A 21,559-nucleotide genomic window follows, 5' to 3' on the forward strand; every position below is an offset into this window, starting at 1 on the left:
CCACGGCACCTGCCGCTGTGCTGGCACCGCCTGAGAGCGGCAGTGCTGGCGACAGGGAGTGGATTACTTGACCACGGTAGCGGCGGACTTGATCAGCGCATCGGACAGCTTCACGCCTTGCTTTTCAGCGGCGCCGGGGTTCACGAACAGCTCCATCTTGGTAGAGACTTCGGGCTTGATGTCGCCGGGCTTCTCGCCCTTGAGAATGCGCACAACCATGCGGCCGGTCTGCTCGCCCAGATCGCGGTAGTTGATGCCGTAGGCGGCCACGGCGCCGCGCTTGACGGAGTCGGTGTCAGACGCCACCAGAGGAATCTTGGCGTCCTGGCCAACCTTGACCAGCGATTCATAGGCCGACACCACGTTGTTGTCGGTGTTGGTGTAGATCACGTCCACCTTGCCTACCAGCGAGCGTGCGGCGCTGGAGACGTCCACCGAGCGGGGAGCCGCAGCCGTCACCAGAGTCCAGCCCATCTTGGGCAGCAGGGCCTGCAGTTCCTTCACGACCACGGCGGAGTTGGCTTCACCGGGGTTGTAGACCATGCCGATGCGCTTGGCATTGGGCACGACCTGCTTGACCAGATCCATCTGCTTGTCCAGGGCCAGCAGGTCGGAAACGCCGGTCACATTGTTCTTGGAGGGTTCCCAGCTGGCGACCAGCTTGGCGGCAACGGGGTCGGTCACGGCAGAGAACACGACAGGCACGCTCTTGGTCGACGCGATCACGGCCTGGGCGGAAGGCGTGGCGATGGCGACGATGGCATCGGGCTTGTCACCCACGAACTTGCGCGCGATCTGGGCAGCCGTACCGGTATTGCCCTGTGCACTCTGGTACTGCCACTTCAGGGACTTGCCTTCTTCGTAGCCGGCTGCCTTCAGGGCATCCTTGACGCCGTCGCGCACCGCATCCAGGGCGGGGTGTTCAACAATGGCGGTCACGGCCACGGACTTGGTATCGGCGGCATAGGCACCCGACATGGCGGAAATTGCCAGGGCCAGTGCGCCCATGCGGGCCAAGGACAGCTGCTTCATGTGTATCTCCAGCGTTTGTTGTGTGTTGCAGGTGAATTAAGACGGCAGTGCGTGATGCGCGTCGCCTCGCGGCAAAGTCTACTGCACCGATCTGGCTGTCTTCGCGATTGAGATAACCTTGTTTATCCCTATACGATGATCGCGAAAAAATGGCATGAAAGCTGCGCAAAGCGCTAATTGGCAGGAGTTAGTGTGTGTGGAAGCAGGTCTATGGCGCGCAATATTGCGTTGAGTGGTGTCTGATTTTGGTTTTGTGCCGCATTTTTCCTGCGCCTGATGCGATATGGGCAGGCATATTGATGCAATTGCCTGTTTTTTGAACATTGCTCTTTCTGCGCTGGCAAGCGATCTTCAATGAGTGATTTGCGGCGATTGCGGTGGCATGCGTTTTTTCTGTGATGCTGCAAATTTGTGGGCATTTGGCGGCCTGCGTTGCTAAAAACATTCAGCCCATGAAAAAAGCCTGCCCAGCAATGGCTGGCGCAGGCTTTGTGGCACAGCATCCGGAGCAACTGCTGCCGAATGCAATCGCGGACGGATTACATGCCTGAGTAGTTGGGGCCGCCGCCGCCTTCGGGTGTCACCCAGACTATGTTCTGTGTCGGGTCCTTGATGTCGCAGGTCTTGCAGTGCACGCAGTTCTGTGCATTGATCTGCAGGCGCTGCTTGCCGGCATTGGCTTCGTCCTCGACGAATTCATAGACGCCTGCGGGGCAGTAGCGCTGCTCGGGACCGGCGAACTTGGTCAGGTTCACGTCGACAGGAACGCTGGCGTCTTTGAGTGTCAGATGAGCTGGTTGGTTCTCTGCATGATTGGTGCTGCTGATGAACACGCTGGAGAGACGGTCGAAGGTCAGCTTGCCATCGGGCTTGGGATATTCGATGGGCGTGCAATCGGCTGCAGGCTTCAGATAGGCATGGTCGGGCTTGTTGCGATGCAGCGTCCAGGGGATGTTGCCGCGCAGAACGAACTGCTCCAGGCCGTTCATGATCGAGGCGGTGGTCAGGCCCTTCTTGAACCATGCCTTGAAGTTGCGTGCCTTCCACAGCTCCTCATACAGCCAGCTGTTCTCGAACGCATAGGTGTAGGCGGTCAGTTCGTCGCTCTGGCGACCTGCGACGATGGCGGCGTAGGCAGCTTCTGCGGCCAGCATGCCGGTCTTGATCGCGGCATGGCTGCCCTTGATGCGGCTGACGTTGAGGAAGCCGGCTTCGCAGCCCACCAGCGCGCCGCCGGGGAAGACAAAGCGGGGCAGGCTGGAGATGCCGCCGGCCGTGATGGCACGGGCACCGTAGGAGATACGCTTGCCGGGCTTGATGCCATTGGCTTCGTCGCCTTCCAGGTAGTAGCGGATATTGGGATGGGTCTTCCAGCGCTGCATCTCCTCGAATGGAGACAGATAGGGGTTGGAGTAATCCAGGCCGGTGATGAAGCCCAGCGTGACCAGATTGTCTTCCAGGTGATAGAGGAAGGCACCGCCGTAGGTGTCGCTCTTCATGGGCCAGCCTGCGGTGTGCAGCACCATGCCGGGCTTGTGACGCTTGGGGTCGATTTCCCAGAGTTCCTTGATGCCCAGACCGTAAGTCTGCGGGTCGCGGTTGGCGTCCAGGGAGTACTTGGCGATGATCTGCTTGCCGAGGTGGCCGCGCGCACCTTCGGCAAAGATGGTGTACTTGCCGTGCAGCTCCATGCCCAGCTGGAAGTCGCCCGTGGGCTCGCCTTCCTTGCTGATGCCCATATTGCCGGTGGCCACGCCCTTGACGGAGCCGTCTTCGTTGTAGAGCACTTCGGCCGCGGTGAAGCCGGGGAAGATTTCCACGCCCAGGGCTTCGGCCTGCTCTGCCAGCCACTTGGTGACAAAGCCCAGGCGAACGATGTAGTTGCCTTCGTTATGGAAGCACTTGGGCAGCAGCCAGTTGGGCGTGCGCAAGGAGCTCTTCTCGCCGAGGAAGACCATGGCGTCTTCAGTCACCGGCTGGTTCAGGGGGGCACCCTTTTCCTTCCAGTCGGGGATCAGCTCGGTCAGCGCGCGAGGATCCATGATGGCGCCAGACAGCGTGTGTGCGCCGGGCTCGGAGCCTTTTTCCAGCACGACTACGGAGACATCCTGACCTTTTTCGGCCGCCAGTTGCTTGAGGCGAATGGCAGTGGCCAGGCCACCGGGGCCACCGCCCACCACCACCACGTCATATTCCATGGCCTCTCGCGGGCCGTACTGGGCCAGGATCTCTTCGTTTGTCATCGGGAAAGTCTCGCTTGATATTGGATTGGGAAAACTGGCGTGCGCGGCCTTGGCAGGTGCGTCTGCAAAAACCGCGATGCGGGCGATTCTATGCTGACAGCCCGGCACGACCGTGCAGATTTGGCGACAGCTCATCAATCGGTGTTGCGGCAAAGTCCATAGGCTAGTGATCTCCCCAGGGCGTGCCATCCCTCAAAGAAACTAGAACAAGGTGGTGATGCAGTTGCAAATCTCGTTCAATCAGGAGACATACCGGCATGAAAATCGAGCTGCCAGAGCTGAAGAAGCAGGTCTATGAAACGCGCTTTCCCGTACGCTGGGGCGATATGGACGCCATGGGGCATGTGAACAACGCCCAGTACTTTCGCTATCTGGAAACTGCGCGTATCGACTGGATGCGCGGCATGGGCCTGAATCCGGACCCCGCAGGGCAGGGGCCGGTCATCGTCAACGCCTTTTGCAATTTCTATCAGCAGCTTGCCTATCCCGACGAGGTGCTGCTCAAGATGTTTGTCAGCGATCCCGCACGCACCACCTTTGAGACCTGGGCCACCATGGAGCGTGTGGCACAGCCGGGAGTCATCTGCGCCGCTGGCGGAGGCACGGTGATCTGGGTGGATTTCCCCCGGCAGAAAGCCGCTGCGCTGCCGGACTGGATACGTTCAGCAGTAACGGCCTGATTCCCGTTCGGAATTCCGTACATCAATCCGGATACCGTCCGGAAATCCGATTGTTGTTATGCAAAAAAGTATTTTGAATATAAGCAAATCAAAGACTTGGACGTGATTTTTTGGCTGGCACGGTATGTGCTTGAAGGACGGCACGCCGCTTCACTGCGGCTGACCAAGTGAGACTGGGGCTGGACCTTGCTGACGAAACCTCGGTTCCGTCGGCGGTCCGTCTCGGTTTGTTGCCGCTGCCGGAACCCGGTGCCTGCATGGCCCGGATTCAGGCAGCGGCTCAAACAACGCATACCAAGATTCCAAGAAATGAAATCCAACCGCCTGACCATCATGGTTCTGCTGGCCATGGTTCTGGGTGTGGTTGTGGGCTATCTCGTCCACGCCAACGCCGCGACACCGGAGACAGCCAAAGACATCGCCGGCTATTTCGGCATTCTCACCGACGTATTTCTGCGCATGATCAAGATGATCATCGCGCCCCTGGTGTTTGCCACGCTGGTGGCGGGGCTGGCCAATATGGGCGATGCCGGCTCTGTGGGCCGCGTGGGTGGTCGTGCGCTGGGCTGGTTTATCGCGGCGTCGTTCTGCTCGCTGTTTCTGGGTCTGGTTTTTGCCAATGTGCTGCAGCCCGGCCACGGCCTGACGGTGGAGCTTCCCACGAATGCCGAGAGCCTGGGTCTGAAGACCGGTGCGCTGAATTTCAAGGATTTCATCACCCATGTCTTCCCCAAGAACATCTTCGAGGCCATGGCCACCAATGAGGTGTTGCAGATCCTGGTGTTTGCGCTGTTCTTCGGTATCGCTCTGGGCTACCTGAACCACCAGAAAAAGCACATGCTGGTCGATCTGATGGAAGAGACCTCGCATGTCATGCTGCGCGTGACCGAGTACGTGATGCGCTTTGCGCCCGTGGGCGTGTTCGGCTCTGTCGCCGGCACCATTGCCACCCACGGACTGGGCATGCTGCTGGTGTTCGGCAAATTCCTGCTGGGCTTCTATATTGCGCTGGCCGCGCTGTGGGTGCTGCTCATCGGTGCCGGCTATCTGGTACTGGGCAAGGATGTCTTCCGTCTGCTGTCGCTGATTCGCGGCCCGGTGCTGGTGGGCTTTTTCACGGCCAGCAGCGAATCCACGCTGCCCAAGCTCATGGAGCAGCTGGAAAAATTCGGCATCAAGCCGCGTATCACAGGCTTTGTGCTGCCTCTGGGTTACTCGTTCAACCTCGATGGCTCCATGATCTACACCACCTTCCTGGCCATCTTCATCTCTCAGGCCTATGGCATCGAGATGTCGCTGACCGCGCAGCTGACCATGCTGCTGGTGCTGATGATCTCCAGCAAGGGCATTGCCGGCGTGCCTCGTGCCTCGCTGGTGGTGGTTGCCGCCGTGCTGCCCATGTTCGGTTTGCCGGAAGCGGGCATTCTGCTGATTCTGGGCATCGACCACTTCCTGGACATGGGCCGTACATTGACCAATGTGCTGGGCAATGCCATTGCCACGGCCGTGGTTGCCAAATGGGAAGGCAACGAAGAGCAGGAGTCGTGCGCAGATCCGGCTGTCGAGCCACAGCTGATGCCCGAGCCCATTCGCATCCGAGCCTGATCTTCTCCTTGCCCGGATTCCTGTCCCCTGCAGTGCCGGGCGCTGCTACCATGGTTCGCACCATGTTAGCTTTCCTGCCCCCGCGCCTGCGTGCTGCTTTGCTGATCCTGCTCTGGCTGGCTGCAAGCAGCCTGGGCGGCTGGCTGGGCTATCAGGGCTTCGTCAAGATCGGTCTCGAGACCGTGGTGGCTGCTGGCAACAACCGCCTCGATCTCTATGCTGCCAGCCTGCGGCGCGAGATCGACAAATTTGCCTTTCTGCCCGATGTAGTGGCCCTGCAGCCCGAGATCCTGTCGCTGCTGCAATCGCCGGGCGACAAAAGTCTGCAGTCTCGCGCCAATCTCTATCTGGAGGAGTTGAGCCGTCGTGCGGGCACCCTCAGCGTCTACATGCTCGATCACGACGGTCATGTGCTGGCTGCCAGCAATTGGCGCCGCGCCGACAGTTTTGTGGGCGAGAACCTAGGTTTCAGGCCCTATGTCCAGCAGGCATTGCGAGAAGGGCGGGGGCGCTACTTCGGTGTGGGCACCACGCGCGGCGAGCCCGGCTATTACCTGACCACTACCCTGGGGCAGGGCGAGATGCATGGCGTGGTGGTGGTCAAGGTCGGGCTGGCGCAGCTCGAGCAATCCTGGGCCAGCGCAGAGTCTCCGGTACTGGTCAGCGATGAAAATACCGTGGTCATTCTCAGCAACATGCCGGCCTGGCGCTTTGCCACCTTGCTGCCGCTGGATGAGGCAAGGCGTGCCGAGCTGGAAGCTTCGCAGAAATACAACCGCCTGAACCTGCGGCCTCTGGGCTGGCGTGGCATGAGCAGTGTCACGGGCGTCAGGCAGGTGAGCATTCCCGATGTCAAGGACGCTGCGGCAGACCAGAGCGCAGGCCGCTTTCTGGCCCAGTCCAGACCCATGGCCGGCACGCCCTGGCAGATTACCGTGCTCTCCCCCTTGAGCGTTGCACTGCAGTTGGCGGCCAGTCGCGCCTGGGTGACGGGGGCGTTGATTGCGTTGATGCTTTTGCTGGGAGCTTTGCTGTACCAGCGGCGCAGACATGTGCGTGAGCAACTGGCGGCCCAGCAAGCGCTGAAACAGGCTAACGAGGTGCTGGAAAACAAGGTGCAGCAGCGCACAGCCGATCTGCAGAGTGCCAATGTGGCGCTGCAGCAGGAGGTGATGGAGCGCATGCAGGCCGAGACCACGCTGCGCGCGGCGCAGGACGAGTTGGTACAGGCAGGCAAACTGGCCGTCATCGGTCAGCTCTCCACGGAAGTGGCCCATGAGCTGAATCAGCCCCTGGCGGCCTTGCGGGCGCTGGCCGGCAACAGTCAGCGCTTTCTGGAACGCGGTCAGAGCGAGATGGTGCAAAGCAATCTGCAGCGCATGGCCGAGCTGACCGAGCGCATGGGGCGTATTACCGGACAGTTGCGCAACTTTGCCCGCAAGTCCGCAGGCCAGCCCGAGCAGGTTGAACTGGCCAAGGTGGTCGATGGCGCTCTGTCCCTCATGGAGCCGCGCATTGCCCAAAGCGGCGTCATGATCGTGCGACAGCCCTCGGATCTCGAGCTGGGCGCCTGGTGCGATGCCAATCGCGTACAGCAGGTGTTGATCAATCTCTTGAGCAATGCGCTGGACGCCGTGCAGGGCGGCGATACGCGGTGCGTGGAAATTGCCTGCAACCGTTGCGGTGCCTGGGCGCAGATCACGGTGCGCGATCATGGTCCCGGACTCAGCGATCAGGCGCAAGCGCGACTGTTCGAGCCTTTCTTCACGACCAAGCCCGAGGGACTGGGCCTGGGTCTGGGCCTGCCTTTGTCGGCCGAGATCGCTCAGGCCGCAGGCGGCAGCCTGACGGGCGGCAACCATCCGGAAGGCGGGGCCATCTTCACGCTGAGCCTGCCCTTGGTGGATACTCGGCCGCTGTCCTGATTGCCTGCAGCCCATGAACCCTTCCCTCAAAGTCCTGATCGTTGAAGACGATGCCGATGTCGCCATGGCCTGCGAGCAGACCATGCGCCTCGAAGGTCTGGACTGCATCTGCGTGAGCAGTGCCGAGCAGGCGCAAAAGCACCTGTCCCCGGATTTTGCCGGCATCGTGGTCAGCGACATCCGCTTGCCGCAGATGAGCGGCCTTGGGCTGCTGGCAGCCGCGCGCGTGCTGGACGCCGAACTTCCCGTGATTCTCATTACCGGGCACGGCGATATCTCCATGGCCGTGCAAGCCATGAAGGATGGCGCCGCCGATTTTCTGGAAAAGCCGTTTGCGCCCGAACGCCTTGTGGAAGCCGTGCGTCGTGCGCTGGAGCGCCGTCGCCTGGTGCTGGAGGTGCGCAGCCTGCGCCAGCAGCTACAAAGTCGGGATGTGTTGCAGCACCAGTTGCTGGGGCGCTCGCTTCCCATGCAGCAGCTGCGCAGCACATTGCAAAGCCTTGCGGCCAGCGAGGCCGATGTGCTGATCTGGGGGGAAACGGGCACCGGCAAGGAAAGAGTTGCGCGCAGCCTGCATGAATCCAGCCGGCGCAAGAGCGGCAATTTTGTCGCCATCAACTGCGGCGGCCTGCCGGAGACGCTGTTTGACAGCGAAATGTTCGGCAGCGAGGCCGGGGCCTTTACCGGCGCGGGCAAAAAGCGCATCGGCAAGATCGAACATGCCAGCGGCGGCACCTTGTTTCTCGACGAGATCGAAAGCATGCCCTTGCCCATGCAGGCCAAGCTGCTGCGCGTGCTGCAGGAAAGAGTGCTGGAGCGCCTGGGCTCGAATACGCTCATTGCCGTCGACTGCCGTGTGATTGCGGCAACCAAGGTCGATTTGCTGGAACTCAGCCGTCAGGGCCTGTTTCGCTCCGATCTTTACTACCGTCTCAACGTGGTCACCGTGAATTTGCCCCCGCTGCGCGAGCGCCGCGAGGATGTTGCGCTGCTGTTCGAGCATTTCGCGTTGCAGGCCGCCGCCCGCCACCAGCGCCCCGTGGCAGAGCTGACGCCGCCGCGCCTGCAGGCGCTGCTTGCCCACGACTGGCCAGGCAATGTGCGCGAGCTGCGCAACACGGCCGAGCGCATCACGCTGGGGCTGGATGCTGGCCTGTCCCCGTCCGGTAAGGCGCCCGAGGCAGCGGCTTCGCTGGCGGCAACCATGGAGTCCATAGAGCGCTCCCTGATTTCCGAAGCCTTGCGCAACAACGAAGGCAGCCTGACGCGCACGGCCCAGGCGCTGCACACCCCCAAGACAACGCTGCACGACAAGATTCGCAAGTACGGGCTGTGACCGAGCCATGAGCGCGGCAGAGCAGGCTCGCCGTTGCGAGGCTTGCGCTCCGGAGCGAAACCCGCGTCCCGCTACACTGAGGCATGCGTGAATTCAAGGTCATGGTCGTCGGTGCTTATGGCTTCTTTGGCAGCCGGCTGGTTGCCAGGCTGGCCAGGCAAAGCGGTTTGCACATCGTGGTAGCAGGGCGCTCGGCCTCTGCGGCGCAGGCGCTGATTGAAAGTCTGGCCCCGGGCGCTTACTCAAGCCTGAGCCACGCAGTTCTGGACGTGATGGCGCAGGGTCTGGAGGACAGGCTCAAGATGCTGGAGGTGGATGCGCTCATTCACACTTCGGGTCCGTTTCAGGGGCAGGACTACCGCGTGGCGCTAGCCTGCGCCCGTGCCGGCGTCCACTATGTGGATCTGGCCGACGGGCGTGACTTTGTCTGCGGCATCGATGTGCTCGATCCGCGGGCCAAAGCTGCGGGCGTGCTGTTGCTCAGCGGTGCCAGCTCGGTGCCTGCGCTGTCCTCGGCGGTCGTGGATGAGCTGGCTTCGGCCATGGCTCGCGTCAGCCGTATCGACATAGGCATCAGCCCAGGCAATCGTACGGATAGAGGCCTGTCCACCGTCGCTGCCATCCTCAGCTATTGTGGCAAGCCGCTGCCTGGCTCCGGGCAGCAAGCCGTGATTGGCTGGCTGCGCAGCTATGGGCATGACTATCCGGCCCCTGTTGGGCGGCGGCTGCTGTCGGCCTGCGATGTGCCGGATCTCGCACTGCTACCGCTTCGCTATGAAGGCAGTCCGTCCATCAGCTTCGGTGCCGGGCTTGAGCTGTCGTTCTTGCAGCGCGGGATGAATGCCATGGCCTGGCTGGCTCACAGAGGGCTGGTGCAGGACTGGTCTGCACATGCGCGCAGGCTCAAGCGCATGGCGGACTGGTTCAGGAACTGGGGCAGCGATGCAGGGGCCATGCATGTCACGGTCGATGGCCTGAATGCAAAGATGCAAGCCTGCCAGCGCTGCTGGGTGCTTATGGCGGGCTCGGGCGACGGGCCCTATGTTCCCACGCTGGCCGCCAGTGCGCTGGTACGCAAGCTGGCTGCGGGCGTACCGCTGGAGCCCGGCGCCAGGCCTTGCATGGGGCTGCTGACGCTGCAGGACTTTGCAGCCGAAGCGCAGGGACTGGATATTCAGATGCGGGAGCTTGCCTGGTGATGCAGAGTGCTTCTTTGTTTCAGCAGGCCATGGGCGATGAGTTCTGCAAGCTCGATGTCGCCCTGCAGCGCTTTCACGGCCTGCAGGGTGAGCATGAGCTTCAGGGCAGGGTGCAGACCGGCGCCCCCCGGACTCTGGCGGCCAAGCTGCTGGCGCTGGCGCTGGGCACGCCACTCGCGGCCAGCGAGGGGACGATTCATTTCGAACTGCAGGCCAGTCCCGAGGTGGAAACCTGGATTCGCATCTTCCCCTCTCAGCTCATGCGCTCAACCATGCAGTTGCACAATGGTCGCCTGATCGAGCGCCTTGGCCTGGCGCGATTGTGCTTTGCCTTGCAGGCGGTGGATGGACGGCTTCTCATGCGACTGCAGCGTCTGTATTTTCTGGGCTTCCCATGCCCGGGCTGGCTGGCTCCGCGCATCGTGGCTGAAGAAACCGGAGCCGGGGAACATATGCAATTTCATGTCGAAGCGGCCGTCCCCCTGATTGGCGTGGTGGCCAGTTATCGTGGCTATCTGTTGCTGCCCGAGGAAAAAGCATGATTGTGGTCTTTGATGCGCAATGTCTGTTGTGCAATGGCTGGGTGCAGTTCTTGCTCAAGCACGACAAGCAGGGCATTTTTCAGTTCGCTGCCATACAGGGCGAGGTCGGCGGCAAGCTGTTGGCCGATGCAGGCTTGCGCATGGAAGGTCTGCAGACCCTGCTGCTGGTGGACGGCCAGCGCTCCTGGCAGCACACGGAGGCCATCCTGCGCGTGCTGCACGCACTGGGCTGGCCGTGGCGACTGACGGCAGTGATCAGGTTGATACCCGCTGCATTGCGCGATGCGCTCTACCGCATGATTGCCAGAAACCGCTATCACTGGTTTGGCAAAAGCGAGCAGTGCATGATGCCGGACCCTGCTGTGGCAGCCCGCTTTCTGGACTGAATTTCGGATGAAAACCGGTATCGCTCAGCGAATATGGAGATCAATGCGATTGATGGATACGCAATCAGGCATGCTCTGGCGGCATGGGCGGAATATTCAATAGGGCTTGGTACTTTTGCTGCAGCTCGCCAAAGCGTTTCAGCGTCGGCAGCACAGCTTGCATATTCAACGCCTTGTGCAGCAGCGGCAGCTGCTGCATGCCGAGATGGTTCAATGACTGGCTTGGCTCGTGAAAGCAGGCTTCGCCTTTTTCATCTTCGTAGTACAACTGCTCCAGTTCGCGCCAGCCCACGTAGTAGCCGTAGTCAAAGAACTCCTGAAAGTTCTCGGCAATCACCCAGCTCAATTCGTTCACGCAGGGCAGTGTCATGACGATGGGGCTGACGTTACCGGGCAGGCGCTCATCGACCAGATAGCTGTAATGAACGCTGTCGCAGCCCGTGGTCGCAAACGTCATCACATTGCGCGGCGTGCACCAACCGATGTAGCTGGGTACGGGGGGTATCTCCAGCCACAGGCCGCAGTCCCCAAAAACGGCGTCGGGCGACAGGCCGAACTGCGGGCCTATGGCCGCGGCTGCGTCATACAAAGTCTGCAGCGGTGCGGGAATCTGAAAGGACCGAATTGCATTGCGCATTGCAGCATATTAGCAACGCCGGTTAGGCGGCCCGGCGCTTACTCATTAGAATAGACCGCTTATCAGTCCTTCTTGATGCTGCTGCTCGAAGGTGCGTTGCATCTCCCAGATTCGGAGATGTGCTGTTGCGTACCTGTTTTTCTCAGCATCATGTCGCACTTTTCCGGGAAGCTTTCCCGACTGCAAAAAGCTCTGTCACGTCAGGGCATCCAGGTCTCCTACCGAGACAATATCTATCAAATCCATAACGAGCAGGCAGCAGCCACCATTTTGCTGCCCGACAGCCTGCCCCTGGAGCACAAAGCCGTCAGTCAATTGCTGGACTTCGCCTCGGTTGCCGACCCGCAAGGCCATGGCGCGGTCTGCAAAGCCTGTGCCACGCCGGACTTTCACCCCGGCAGCATTGCTCCCGTGGGGGCGGTGGTGGCCACGTCGCCAGACTTCGTGATTCCTGCTGCCATCGGCACGGACATCAACTGCGGCATACGCCTGCTGAGCACGGGCCTGACGCAGGCGCAGGCCGAGCTGCACAAAAGCACCATCGTGCAGCGGCTGACCCGCGTCATCTTGCAGAACGGGCGCGATGTACCCGTGCGCAGCGCAGGCTTCAAGGCACTGTTTGATGAGGGCCCCCAGGCCTTTATTGAACAGTTGCCTGACGTGGGTCTATGGCAGGGCGTGAACCGCGACCGGCTGCAGGCCGAACTGGCCGAGTGCGTGGGCCTGCAAGGCTTTGCGGGACAGAGTCGCTACGCGCCTGAAGCCCTGTTGCAGGCGCGCGAGCTGCTGCGCCCGCCATCTGCTGCCGACCTGGGAAGCGGCAACCACTTTCTGGAGTTCTGCGTGGTCGAGGAAGTCTACGATCGTCATGCCGCCTATGCCGCGGGGCTCAAGAAGGGCGATGTCACGGTGATGATCCACACCGGCTCGCGCGATGTCGGCTTTTATGTCGGTCGCCGCTGGATGGACCTGGCCAGGCAGCAATGGCCGCAAGGTATCAAACACCCTCAGCATGGTCTGTATGGCCTGAGTGGCGCGCTGGCGCAGGACTATCTGCAAGCGATGGGCGTGGCTGCGCGCTATGCGTGGTTCAACCGCATGGCGCTAGCGGAGCTGGTGCGCAAAGAGCTGGCAGGCATTGCCGCGCCCGATGCATCGCGCCTGATTGTGGATGTGCCCCACAACGTGGTGATGACCGAGGGTGAGTTCAACGTGCACCGCAAGGGCTCCACTCCCGCGCATGACGACCAGTGGGCGCTGATTCCGGGCTCGATGGGCGACTACTCCTTTCTCGTCAAAGGTCTGGGCCATGAAGACTGGCTGCGGTCCTGTAGCCACGGAGCGGGCCGCCAGGTGCGCAGACAGGACACGCGGCGCATGAAGCAGCCGCTGGTCGAGTCCGTCTGGCAATGCATCACCTTGCGTGAAGAGCGACTGATCGAAGAAGCTCCCAGCGCCTACAAACCCGTAGGGCCGGTGCTGCAGGCGCAGGAAGAGGCGGGGTTGATCCGTGCGAGTGTGCGGTTGAAGCCTTGGCTGACTTTCAAGGCTTGAGGTTGAAGTTGCTGCCAGCGCCTGAGGGCCAAGTGCTGGCAGCAAGACTGTTTGACTATTCGCGAGTTCGAGGAAGGTGGAGCGAAATTGATGGGTGGGAGACAATCAGATCAATGCATCGAGCCCGTCACGCCATTGCAACGGCTGTCTCGATTTGCTGCAATCTCACATCTTGCGGGCTGCATGGGTCGGGCTTGCATCGCATGCACAGGTCTGATCGCACCCTGTAATGCCCTGTGCGCCGGCTTATAGTGCAGGCTGCAGTGCCGGTAATGAAATCGTTCACGAACCAGAGCCAGCGACCGTGTGAGATGCCGCAGTCACCTTTCGATCAATACTCGCTGCTGCAGGTCGCTCATACCTGTTGCCACATGAGCCAACCATGAACATGACCGCCAGCTTTACTCTCATTCCCGCCGACTTCGTTCGCCTGCAGAAAATGGTTGCGCGGCGCTGGCATCAGAAGGCAGGGATGCTTTCCTGGCCGTTCCTCTTGCGGGTTGTGGTGTGGCTCTGCATTGGCCTCGCTGGCGCAGCCTACGCGCGACTGATGCGTGAGTTTCCCGAGATCTCCCGCCCGCTGGGAGTGGTTGCCTGCCTTTTGGTCGTCGCTTTGATCGCCGTCGTGACGATGCCATACCTGTCACAGGCATCCATGCGCAAGCTCATGCTCCTGCCGGATGGAGCGTTTCTGTCGCCACAAACGGTCACGCTCTCGTCGGACGCCATCAGGGTAGCCTCGGTTCGAGGTGACACGATACTGCCGTGGTCAGGAGTGCTGGCGCTTGCCGAAGATGACGTGAACTACTATCTGTTCATCGACGCTATGCAGGCTCTGGTACTGCCCAGGGCAGCCATTGCCCCCATGGCTGCAGAGTTCGAGCAGTTCACGCGCCGTCTCAGGTCCTCTGCGATTTAAGTCTTTGTTCTTGCAGATGCTTGCGCAGTCATGACGGCAACCCGAGGCACAGGGGCCGGGCTTGCATGCGTCCAATGCCATCTTGCCCTTGTAATGGCCTGCTGCTAATTTGCTGGTATCTGCTTCTGCTCTTGAAGCGTCAGGGCTTCGCGTCGCTGGATTTCATCCACCAGTGCCTTGAACTGGCGTTTCAACAACTGGCGCAGCACTGGCTTCCCGACCAGCGGCGGGATGGCGAAAGCCGGGACCAGGCGAGCGCTGTAAGCCAAGCGTACCCGGCCGTCGGCTTGGGTTTCCAGGGTATAGCTGCCGTCCATTTGCTTGAGATTGCCGCCTATTACATGCGCGGCAATGCGCTGCTGCGGCCATTCGGTCACAGCCAGTCTGACCTCGATTGCCTGGCGAAAAAACAGAAACCCCAGACTGCCTTTTTGCTCCAGCAGCACCTGGTTGCCATCGCGTTGCAGCACGCGCGAACTTTGCATATCCGGCACAAAGTCGGCCAGATGCTCGTAGTCGGAAATCACGCTCCAGGCCGTAGCCAGCCGGACTTGCATGACGGCCGAGGCGTTCACCGTCATGGCCTCATTGTGCTCGGCAGTCTCTATGCGCAGCTCTTGTGCCGAAACCTGCAAACCGCCGCAGAACAGGGTCAGAGCTGCGCCGCAGGCACCGACAAGCCCTGTTCTCATGACAGGGATTCCTGCTTCAAAGGTGGAGCGGCGCGTACTTCGAAGTTCAACTCGAGCCTGTCGCGGACCTGGATTGCACCGCCCAGGATGGACAAAGGCGTGATGCCAAAACTCGATTGATCGATGCTCAGCGAGCCGCTGATATGGAATTCGCTCGGCGTCCTCCTGATTCGGGCCGGTACGCTCAGGCTGCGTGTGACTCCGTGAAGAGTGAGTTCCAGGGCCAGCAATACATCGCCGTCCGCTTCGGGGGAGGCATGTGCCTGGATCAGTGCAAATGGATGGAGCGAGGTTTGCAGCAGCTTGTTCAGCATATTGGCACGGGTCGCTTCAATATCGGCAGCGCTGGGCTGGGTGTCCAGAGCCGCCTTGGCGCGCAGAGCGGGTTCGTCGACCGATAGCCTGTCCAGCGCCACATAGAGATCGGCCCGGCCAAGCCGGGGGGCCACATAGCCTTGCAGCTCATGGCTGGCAATCACATGGTCGTGCCCCAGTCTGGCCAGAGAGCCAGCGCGTCGAACGGTGATCGAGACCAGGGAATGCGATGAATCGATCTGAAGCACCGACTGGCCCCGTGCAGCAGCATCGGCATAGAAGGCCGCAGGAAAGTCCGCAGGCCTTGCCGTCGGGCCGGGAGGCTGGGCTGGCTCGATGCCTGGTTGCGAGCAGCCTGTGATCAGAGCCAGCAGGACTGCAATCAGCTGTCTGCGCAATGTCATGGCAACTCGCGCAGCTGGATGCGAAATTTCACTGTCACGGCGTCTCCCACGGCATTGCTGCTCTTCCACTCTCCTGTGCCGATATCAAATATCGAGCGATGGGTAACGAATTCGCCTTCCATGCGGCGCTCCTCGGGCTTCCAGCTGAACGGCAGCACAAGCGGCTGCCTGCGGCCTTTCAGCAGCAGGGTGCCGCGTGCCCGATAACCGGCTGCGCCGGGGGCGTCAAGAATCTCCCTGGCATCAAAGACTGCCTCGGGATAACGCACAAAGTCAAACCAGTCCTTGCCGGCAATGGCCTGGTTGATGTCCGGGTTGGCCATGTCGGCGCTGCTGATGCGAATGCTGACATTGAGCCTGTTGCTGTCTGGCTTTTGCGGGTCGAAGTCAAAGCGAACCCGGAAGTCTTTGAACACGCCGGTGACCGGCGTTTGCTCGAAAGTGGTGGTGAATTCCAGTCGGTTGTCGCCACCGGGCTTGAGCTCCCACGAGGTGGCATGAGCTGCAGTGGCGCAGAGCGTGGCGAGCAGGGCGGCGAGGCAGCAAACGGTATTGCGCATCTGGATGACCTCCGGCAAACAGCGTTTTGCCGGGTTGGCCGCTGCTCTGTGAGGGATGATGCGTCATTCCCGTGGAAGCTGCATCGATTGCAGGCAGCGAGTTACTGCTTGTTGCTTCAGGCTTTTTTCTCGCGCGGCACCCGGCCCATCAGATAGAACTCGGGATTGGGCTGCATGCCCGCGAAGCTGGCCATCCGGTTGGACAGTCCGAAGAAGGCAGTAATGGCCGCAATGTCCCAGATATCCTCGTCGTCAAAACCGTGAGGGTACAAGGCTTCGTAGTCGGCATCGTCGATTTCGGCGCTGTGCAGACAGACCTTCATGGCAAAGTCCAGCATGGCCCGCTCGCGCGGGCTGATGTCGGCCTTGCGGTAATTGACCGCCACCTGGTCGGCAATCAGCGGCTTTTTCTCATAGATGCGCAAGATGGCGCCATGAGCCACCACGCAATACAGGCACTGATTGGCAGCGCTGGTGGCTGTGACGATCATTTCGCGCTCGCCCTTGCTGAGACTGCCGTCCTCCTTGAGCATCAGCGCATCGTGGTAGGCAAAGAAGGCGCGCCACTCGGCTGGCCGGCGAGCAAAGGCCAGAAAAACATTGGGAATAAAGCCCGACTTTTGCTGTACCTCGGCGATGCGCAGCCTGATGTCTTCAGGCAGGCTGTTCAGATCGGGAAAGGGGTAGCGGCTTTTCATGGTGCCTGTCTCCTTTGGAGTTTTGCTGATATGTACCAACCATGACAAGCATGGCACGGGTGGGCGCTCCAAAGCTGTCGTTTGCGTTGCAGATGCTGCTATTGCGGCATTGGCCTGTCAGGCTTTTCCTGTCAGATGCTGGCATCCATCAGATTCGACGTGGCCGGTGTGCCGGTGGCGATCAGCAGCAGGCCCAGGACAAGCAGCACGCAGCCCAGACTGCGATCTACCCAGGGACGTATGGCTTGAACCTTGGGCTGGAGCACCGGGGCCGAGAAGAAACAGGCTACCAGCGCAAACCACAGCACGTGGGCCATGGCGACGAAAAGGCCGTAGGCCAACTGGGTGGGCATGGGCACGGCAGGGCCGACGATTTGCATGAACAGGCTGAGGATGAAGAGCGCTGTCTTGGGATTGAGTGCATTGGTCAGAAAGCCCAGGACAAAAAGCGAGCGGCCTGGCGCATGGCCTTTGCGTGCATTGCGCTGGCCGGGTTCGGCGCTGGACCGGGAATCTGGCAGATCGTCATTTGTACGGCTGGCGCCACGCCAGAGACAAATTCCGAGCCATACCAGATAGGCTGCGCCCGCATATTTGAGCAGCTTGAAAAGCCAGGGCAGTCCTTGCAGGACCATACCCAGTCCCAGCAGGGTGTAGGCCACATGGATCAGAACGCCACAGCCGATGCCCAGCGCCACCCAGAGACCCGCACGGCGCGATTCCATCAGGCTGGTGCGGGTGACCATGGCGAAGTCGGCGCCGGGGCTGATGACGGCGAGAGAGGTAACGAGAATCACGGTGGGCCAGGCGTTCATACAGTGTATTGCTTGAGTTCAAATATCAGTTTGTGAGATGGCTCGTGTTGCACGAGAATGGCAATCAGTGCCCTGTAGCTGTGAACTCTAGGGCGGTCAAAGTTTTTTGAATAACGATGATTTCTCAAGAAAATAGTGATTCAGACTCACATATTTCTGCCGGCAGTCCACCACGAATGCCTTCGCTGGTCGCTTTGCGCTGTTTTGAAGCGGCAGCGCGGCTGGAGAGTTTCAGCCGCGCTGCCGATGAGCTGCACCTGACCCATGGAGCCATCAGCCGCGCGGTGCGCTCGGTGGAGGAAGATTTGGGGGCGCAGCTGTTTGAGCGCCGCAATCGCCGTGTCTTTCTCAATGCTGCGGGGAGGCTGTTGTTCGACGGGGTGCATGCCGGTCTGGGCCAGATGGCACGTGCGGCCGAGGCAGTGCGGCAGGCAGGCCGTTGCTGCTGTCCTGCGAGCCCACGCTGCTGATGCGCTGGCTGATTCCGCGCTGGGGCGACTTCCAGGCGCGCTACCCGCAGCACACCGTGCATCTGGTTGCGGGCGGTGGCACCGTGGAATGGGGGCGCGGCATCGATCTGGCCATTCGGCGTAACGACTTTGACTGGGGGCCCAATGTCCAAATGCAGCCCTTGTGCGCAGAGCACATGGGGCCGGTCTGCCATCCGGACAGTCTGGCGCAGTTCTTTGCGTTGCAGTCCGATGGCGGCCTTGCGCTTCGTGGCGATGCAACGCTCTTGCATAGCAAGACGCGTCTCAAGGCCTGGGAGGATTGGTGGAAAGCCCAGCCAGATCAGCCTCCCACCCAGATCCGGCAGGCGCAAGCAGGCGGTGATCTAGTGCTTGAGCATTTCTACCTGAGCTTGCAGGCCGCAGCTGCGGGCCTGGGTGTAGCCATGGGCCCGCAACTGCTGGTGCAGGACGATATCGCCGCCGGCCGGCTGGTGGCGCCGCTGGGCTTTGTACCCGATGGCTCGCAATACTGTCTGCTGGCCGTACAGAGTTGGGAGGCGGGCTCGGTGCAGCAGCTTCTGGTCGACTGGATTCAGCAGCAGATGAAGAGCTGAACGCAGGCCGACGGGGGCATAGGATTTCGGGCCCGGGCATGCCCGCTTCTTGCCTGACAATGCGGTCTGTTGATAAGCAATGGATACGCGATGAGCAACGACGCACAAACCACCGACTGGGCTGCCTGGAGCCGTGAGGCCGTTGAAATGATGCAGGCCCGCAATGCAGAATGGCCGCTGGAATTTGGCTTGCAGGGCAGCCCCAGCTACCGCTGGGATCTGGACCGCGCCCTGCTGGCGCTGGAAGCTCCGCTGCATGAGGTGATCGCTACGGTCTGCCTTGTGGGCACCAGCAGCGAGCAGGACGGCAGCTTTGTCTGGAGTTGGGCCAACGAAGCCATTCCCAAGCAGCATGGCCAAGCGCTGGAAGTCGTGCATGAGTTCGGCCGACAGAACCAGCTGGCATTGCTGACCACGGCCCGGATTCCCGGCGGCCGTCCAGAGGCCATGGAGTGCATGTGCATTGCTGCCCGCCTGCAGCGCGCCGTAGGCACCTTCATCGACCAGCAGGGCGATGTAACCCTGTATTTCACCTTGCTGCACCTGCAGGTGGCGGTCGAGCAGCAGCAGCCGGCCAATTGAAAGCCGCGTACAGGATTGTTGACAGAATGCGGGCGGGGTCGCCTATAGACTGACGCCCTCAAAAATCTGAAAAGGTCACCCCATGAAAACGATGTTTGCTTTGGCCGCAGCCATGTTTGTGCTGAGCGGCTGCGCTGTCTATGACAGCCGTGGCGGATACTACGACGATGGCTACAAAAAGCCTCACCCCCACGGCTGCCCACCGGGCCAGGCCAAGAAAGGCAATTGCTGAAATTGCCCGCTCGGAAACCCGCCAAAAGCGGGTTTTTCTTTGCGTTCTACAGCTCGTCCGGCTTGAGCCAGCCAATGCGGCCCTGACCGTTTTCATTGAGTGCGCTGACAAATTCGGCGGCGTCGGGCTCAGGCATCTGCAGCTTGAAGCTCACCAGACTGCCGTGATCGACCTCCAGCAGTTCGGCACCCGCCGCATCGGCCATGCGCCGCACCAGGCCCTCCAGCGGATAGGGAGCTGTGCATTGCAGGATCTGCATGCGCTGAATGGCGACTTTTTCGGCCTGCAGCAAGGCCTGTGCCACGGCGTCGGTATAGGCGCGCACCAGTCCGCCTGCACCGAGCTTGACGCCACCAAAATAGCGCACCACGGTGGCCAGCACGCCCTCCAGGTCCTGATGGCGCAGCACGTCCAGCATGGGGCGACCGGCCGTGCCACTGGGCTCGCCATCATCCACGGCCGCCGATTGACCGCCCGCCAGCAAGGCCCAGCAGACATGGGCGGCGCCCGGGTGCTCGCGCCAGAGTGCATCCACCACGGCCTGCGCGCTGGAGCGGTCCGTCATCGGCTGAACGCAGCCGATAAAGCGGCTTTTCTTGATGATCAGTTCACTGGAGACGGGAGCACGAAGAGTCTGAGGCATAGCGGCGGCAGCATAACCGCAAAGTCGGGGCCGAGCAGCGTTGCGGTACATGGGCCGGGTAGCGGCAGCTGTGACCTATCCATGACATGACGACGCGGCTTGTGGGGATTGCTCGACAGTGTCCTTAAGCCAATTCCTACAATTTCGGCAAGCCTCGAGCCTTAAGCTTTACGCAAAGGAGGCCGTCATGAACAATCCGCATCCACAGTCCCTGAGCGAACATACTTTTGGCCGCGAGCATTTCACGCCGCCTCCGCTGGCGCAGGAGCTGGCAGAGCCCCAGGCCCTGCAGGCTGCGGCACCCGAAGATGAATGGGAGTTGCTGCAGCGCATACGCAATGTGGGCGAGTGGTAGGCCCGGCCGCATTTTCTGCTTCAAGCCAAACCGGCCAGACCGGCTGCTCCTGAAAGGGAGAGCCGGTTTTTCCTGTCCGCGGACACGATACAGCGGCGAGAATCGCAGCCCATGACTGCTAGCTCTGCGCCGTTTCCCGATTCTTCGCACTGGATGCTGCTGCCGGCTGCCGCACAGGCAGCGCAGCTGCCCGTGGCCCTGGCCGATGTGACGGCCATGATGGAAAGAGTGGGGCGCAGCAGCAGCGACGCCGTGGCCGAGCAGATCCTGCAACTGCTGGGGCGCCATGTGCCGCTGGCCCAATGCACGATCTTCTCCTTCCAGGGCATGGCCCGGCCTCGTGTGGTGGGCATGGGCGACAGGGCGCGCACGGGGGCGCTGCCCATGATTTCCCAGGATTACAGCGAGCGCTTCTATCCGCTCGATGGTTCGCAGCGCGTGATGCAGGCCGAGCTGGCGCGCCTTGCCAGGGACCCACATGCCAGGCCGCGCGTCTGGCTGCATCGCCAGGGACCGCACGATGTGCAGCACCCCGAGTACCGCCATGTCTGCTATGAGCTGCCGCGCATTGCCGAGCGGCTGTCGCTGCTGATGCTGCAGGAAAACGCGCGCTGGCTTTCCGTGAACCTCTATCGGGGCGAGGAGCATGGCTGCTTCGACGCCGCAGCCATTGCCCGGATCGAGGCCTTTGCGCCCCTGGTCATGCAGGCCATGCGTCTGCATTACGCGGGGCAGACGCTGCAGGACGACCTGGTCGGGTTGGTGCTGGCGCGACTGGCAAGGCGCTTCGAGCAGCTGACGCCGCGCGACCTCGACGTGGTGCGGGCACTGGCCCAGGGCCTGGATGCCGATGCGCTGGCGCAGCGCCTGGGCATTACCGTCAGCAGCGCGCGCACCTATGTCAAACGCGTCTGCGCCAAGCTGGGCGTGCAGGGGCAGCGCGAGCTGTTTGCGTTGCTGATGGAGCCCGCTGAAGCTGTCGATGGTCAACTTTGATAGCTTCTTGGGGTTGATCTGTAAAGGCTGGAGGCTGATTCGACTTGAATATCGGTTGCCGGCCGGCATTGTCTCCATCTGGTGACATCGGCCTCGAGCTGCTTTTCTACACTGCATCTCAAGCCAGACCGAAAGGGGATGAA

Annotated in this window: 23 protein-coding genes and 1 pseudogene; 15 read left to right on the plus strand and 9 right to left on the minus strand. The window is 61.3% G+C overall.

Annotated features, from left to right (window positions below; genetic code table 11):
• Nucleotides 1-63: 63 nt before the first annotated feature.
• Nucleotides 64-1,032, minus strand: a complete 969-nt coding sequence (locus tag FSY45_RS18975) for an ABC transporter substrate-binding protein (RefSeq protein WP_003064908.1) — start codon at nt 1,030-1,032, stop codon at nt 64-66.
• A 395-nt stretch (nt 1,033-1,427) separates the two neighbouring features.
• Between FSY45_RS18975 and FSY45_RS27860 the strand changes: the two genes are divergently transcribed.
• On the plus strand, nt 1,428-1,583 hold the full coding sequence (locus tag FSY45_RS27860) for a hypothetical protein (protein ID WP_164091598.1): 156 nt from the start codon (nt 1,428-1,430) through the stop codon (nt 1,581-1,583).
• Here the strand turns inward: FSY45_RS27860 and FSY45_RS18980 are convergent.
• Complete coding sequence (locus FSY45_RS18980) at nt 1,572-3,275, minus strand: electron transfer flavoprotein-ubiquinone oxidoreductase (protein ID WP_034355525.1); 1,704 nt, start codon at nt 3,273-3,275, stop codon at nt 1,572-1,574. The genes FSY45_RS27860 and FSY45_RS18980 overlap by 12 nt on opposite strands.
• A gap of 257 nt (nt 3,276-3,532) precedes the next feature.
• On the opposite strand from FSY45_RS18980, the gene FSY45_RS18985 reads away from it, so the two are divergent.
• From FSY45_RS18985 to FSY45_RS19015, 7 genes are all read left to right on the plus strand, one after another.
• Nucleotides 3,533-3,955: a thioesterase family protein gene (locus FSY45_RS18985; protein ID WP_012838431.1), complete on the plus strand. Its 423-nt coding sequence runs from the start codon at nt 3,533-3,535 to the stop codon at nt 3,953-3,955.
• Between the two features lie 309 nt (nt 3,956-4,264).
• Nucleotides 4,265-5,560 (plus strand): dicarboxylate/amino acid:cation symporter, encoded by a 1,296-nt coding sequence (locus FSY45_RS18990; protein WP_046461511.1) that lies wholly within the window; start codon nt 4,265-4,267, stop codon nt 5,558-5,560.
• 62 nt (nt 5,561-5,622) lie between these two features.
• A complete protein-coding gene (locus tag FSY45_RS18995; RefSeq protein ID WP_223305673.1) occupies nt 5,623-7,485 on the plus strand; it encodes an ATP-binding protein in 1,863 nt (620 codons plus the stop codon).
• 13 nt (nt 7,486-7,498) lie between these two features.
• Entirely contained in the window at nt 7,499-8,821 is a 1,323-nt protein-coding gene (locus tag FSY45_RS19000) for a sigma-54 dependent transcriptional regulator (RefSeq protein WP_046461509.1), read from the plus strand.
• Between the two features lie 83 nt (nt 8,822-8,904).
• Entirely contained in the window at nt 8,905-10,020 is a 1,116-nt protein-coding gene (locus FSY45_RS19005; protein WP_046461508.1) for a saccharopine dehydrogenase family protein, read from the plus strand.
• A complete protein-coding gene (locus tag FSY45_RS19010; protein ID WP_370512840.1) occupies nt 10,020-10,562 on the plus strand; it encodes a DUF4166 domain-containing protein in 543 nt (180 codons plus the stop codon). Before FSY45_RS19005 ends, FSY45_RS19010 begins: the two co-directional genes overlap by 1 nt.
• On the plus strand, nt 10,559-10,948 hold the full coding sequence (locus FSY45_RS19015) for a thiol-disulfide oxidoreductase DCC family protein (RefSeq protein WP_046461506.1): 390 nt from the start codon (nt 10,559-10,561) through the stop codon (nt 10,946-10,948). The genes FSY45_RS19010 and FSY45_RS19015 overlap by 4 nt, the downstream gene beginning before the upstream one ends.
• A gap of 64 nt (nt 10,949-11,012) precedes the next feature.
• On the opposite strand, the gene FSY45_RS19020 is transcribed toward FSY45_RS19015, so the two are convergent.
• A complete protein-coding gene (locus FSY45_RS19020; protein ID WP_046461505.1) occupies nt 11,013-11,585 on the minus strand; it encodes a hypothetical protein in 573 nt (190 codons plus the stop codon).
• A gap of 75 nt (nt 11,586-11,660) precedes the next feature.
• Between FSY45_RS19020 and FSY45_RS19025 the strand changes: the two genes are divergently transcribed.
• Both FSY45_RS19025 and FSY45_RS19030 read left to right on the plus strand, forming a co-directional pair.
• A complete protein-coding gene (locus tag FSY45_RS19025) occupies nt 11,661-13,139 on the plus strand; it encodes an RtcB family protein (RefSeq protein WP_080944458.1) in 1,479 nt (492 codons plus the stop codon).
• 382 nt (nt 13,140-13,521) lie between these two features.
• On the plus strand, nt 13,522-14,058 hold the full coding sequence (locus FSY45_RS19030) for a YcxB family protein (RefSeq protein ID WP_003064934.1): 537 nt from the start codon (nt 13,522-13,524) through the stop codon (nt 14,056-14,058).
• Between the two features lie 104 nt (nt 14,059-14,162).
• On the opposite strand, the gene FSY45_RS19035 is transcribed toward FSY45_RS19030, so the two are convergent.
• From FSY45_RS19035 to FSY45_RS19055, 5 genes are all read right to left on the minus strand, one after another.
• Nucleotides 14,163-14,750: an SRPBCC family protein gene (locus FSY45_RS19035; RefSeq protein ID WP_046461504.1), complete on the minus strand. Its 588-nt coding sequence runs from the start codon at nt 14,748-14,750 to the stop codon at nt 14,163-14,165.
• Nucleotides 14,747-15,469 carry a YceI family protein gene (locus FSY45_RS19040; RefSeq protein ID WP_046461503.1) on the minus strand — a complete coding sequence of 241 codons (723 nt, stop codon included), beginning with the start codon at nt 15,467-15,469 and terminating at the stop codon, nt 14,747-14,749. The genes FSY45_RS19035 and FSY45_RS19040 overlap by 4 nt, the downstream gene beginning before the upstream one ends.
• Entirely contained in the window at nt 15,466-16,029 is a 564-nt protein-coding gene (locus FSY45_RS19045; protein WP_046461502.1) for a YceI family protein, read from the minus strand. Before FSY45_RS19045 ends, FSY45_RS19040 begins: the two co-directional genes overlap by 4 nt.
• A gap of 116 nt (nt 16,030-16,145) precedes the next feature.
• Nucleotides 16,146-16,727 carry a peroxidase-related enzyme gene (locus FSY45_RS19050; RefSeq protein WP_046461501.1) on the minus strand — a complete coding sequence of 194 codons (582 nt, stop codon included), beginning with the start codon at nt 16,725-16,727 and terminating at the stop codon, nt 16,146-16,148.
• A 131-nt stretch (nt 16,728-16,858) separates the two neighbouring features.
• Nucleotides 16,859-17,542: a LysE family translocator gene (locus FSY45_RS19055; protein WP_046461500.1), complete on the minus strand. Its 684-nt coding sequence runs from the start codon at nt 17,540-17,542 to the stop codon at nt 16,859-16,861.
• A gap of 116 nt (nt 17,543-17,658) precedes the next feature.
• Between FSY45_RS19055 and FSY45_RS19060 the strand changes: the two are divergent.
• From FSY45_RS19060 to FSY45_RS27865, 3 genes and pseudogenes are all read left to right on the plus strand, one after another.
• A pseudogene (locus FSY45_RS19060) lies at nt 17,659-18,608 on the plus strand (LysR substrate-binding domain-containing protein).
• A 90-nt stretch (nt 18,609-18,698) separates the two neighbouring features.
• Nucleotides 18,699-19,190 (plus strand): DUF6882 domain-containing protein, encoded by a 492-nt coding sequence (locus FSY45_RS19065; protein ID WP_012838414.1) that lies wholly within the window; start codon nt 18,699-18,701, stop codon nt 19,188-19,190.
• A gap of 82 nt (nt 19,191-19,272) precedes the next feature.
• Nucleotides 19,273-19,422, plus strand: coding sequence for a hypothetical protein (locus FSY45_RS27865; RefSeq protein ID WP_003064948.1), 150 nt, complete (start codon nt 19,273-19,275; stop codon nt 19,420-19,422).
• Nucleotides 19,423-19,468: 46 nt separating this feature from the next.
• Here FSY45_RS27865 and FSY45_RS19070 read toward each other — a convergent pair whose 3' ends face one another.
• Entirely contained in the window at nt 19,469-20,065 is a 597-nt protein-coding gene (locus FSY45_RS19070) for a YigZ family protein (RefSeq protein ID WP_003064949.1), read from the minus strand.
• A gap of 187 nt (nt 20,066-20,252) precedes the next feature.
• Between FSY45_RS19070 and FSY45_RS27870 the strand changes: the two genes are divergently transcribed.
• Nucleotides 20,253-20,420 carry a hypothetical protein gene (locus tag FSY45_RS27870; protein ID WP_003064951.1) on the plus strand — a complete coding sequence of 56 codons (168 nt, stop codon included), beginning with the start codon at nt 20,253-20,255 and terminating at the stop codon, nt 20,418-20,420.
• Nucleotides 20,421-20,531: 111 nt separating this feature from the next.
• Entirely contained in the window at nt 20,532-21,416 is an 885-nt protein-coding gene (locus FSY45_RS19075; RefSeq protein WP_003064953.1) for a helix-turn-helix transcriptional regulator, read from the plus strand.
• The last annotated feature ends 143 nt before the right edge of the window (nt 21,417-21,559 follow it).

It is taken from the genome of Comamonas sp. Z1 (genome assembly GCF_008121555.1).
Classification (GTDB): domain Bacteria; phylum Pseudomonadota; class Gammaproteobacteria; order Burkholderiales; family Burkholderiaceae_C; genus Comamonas; species Comamonas thiooxydans.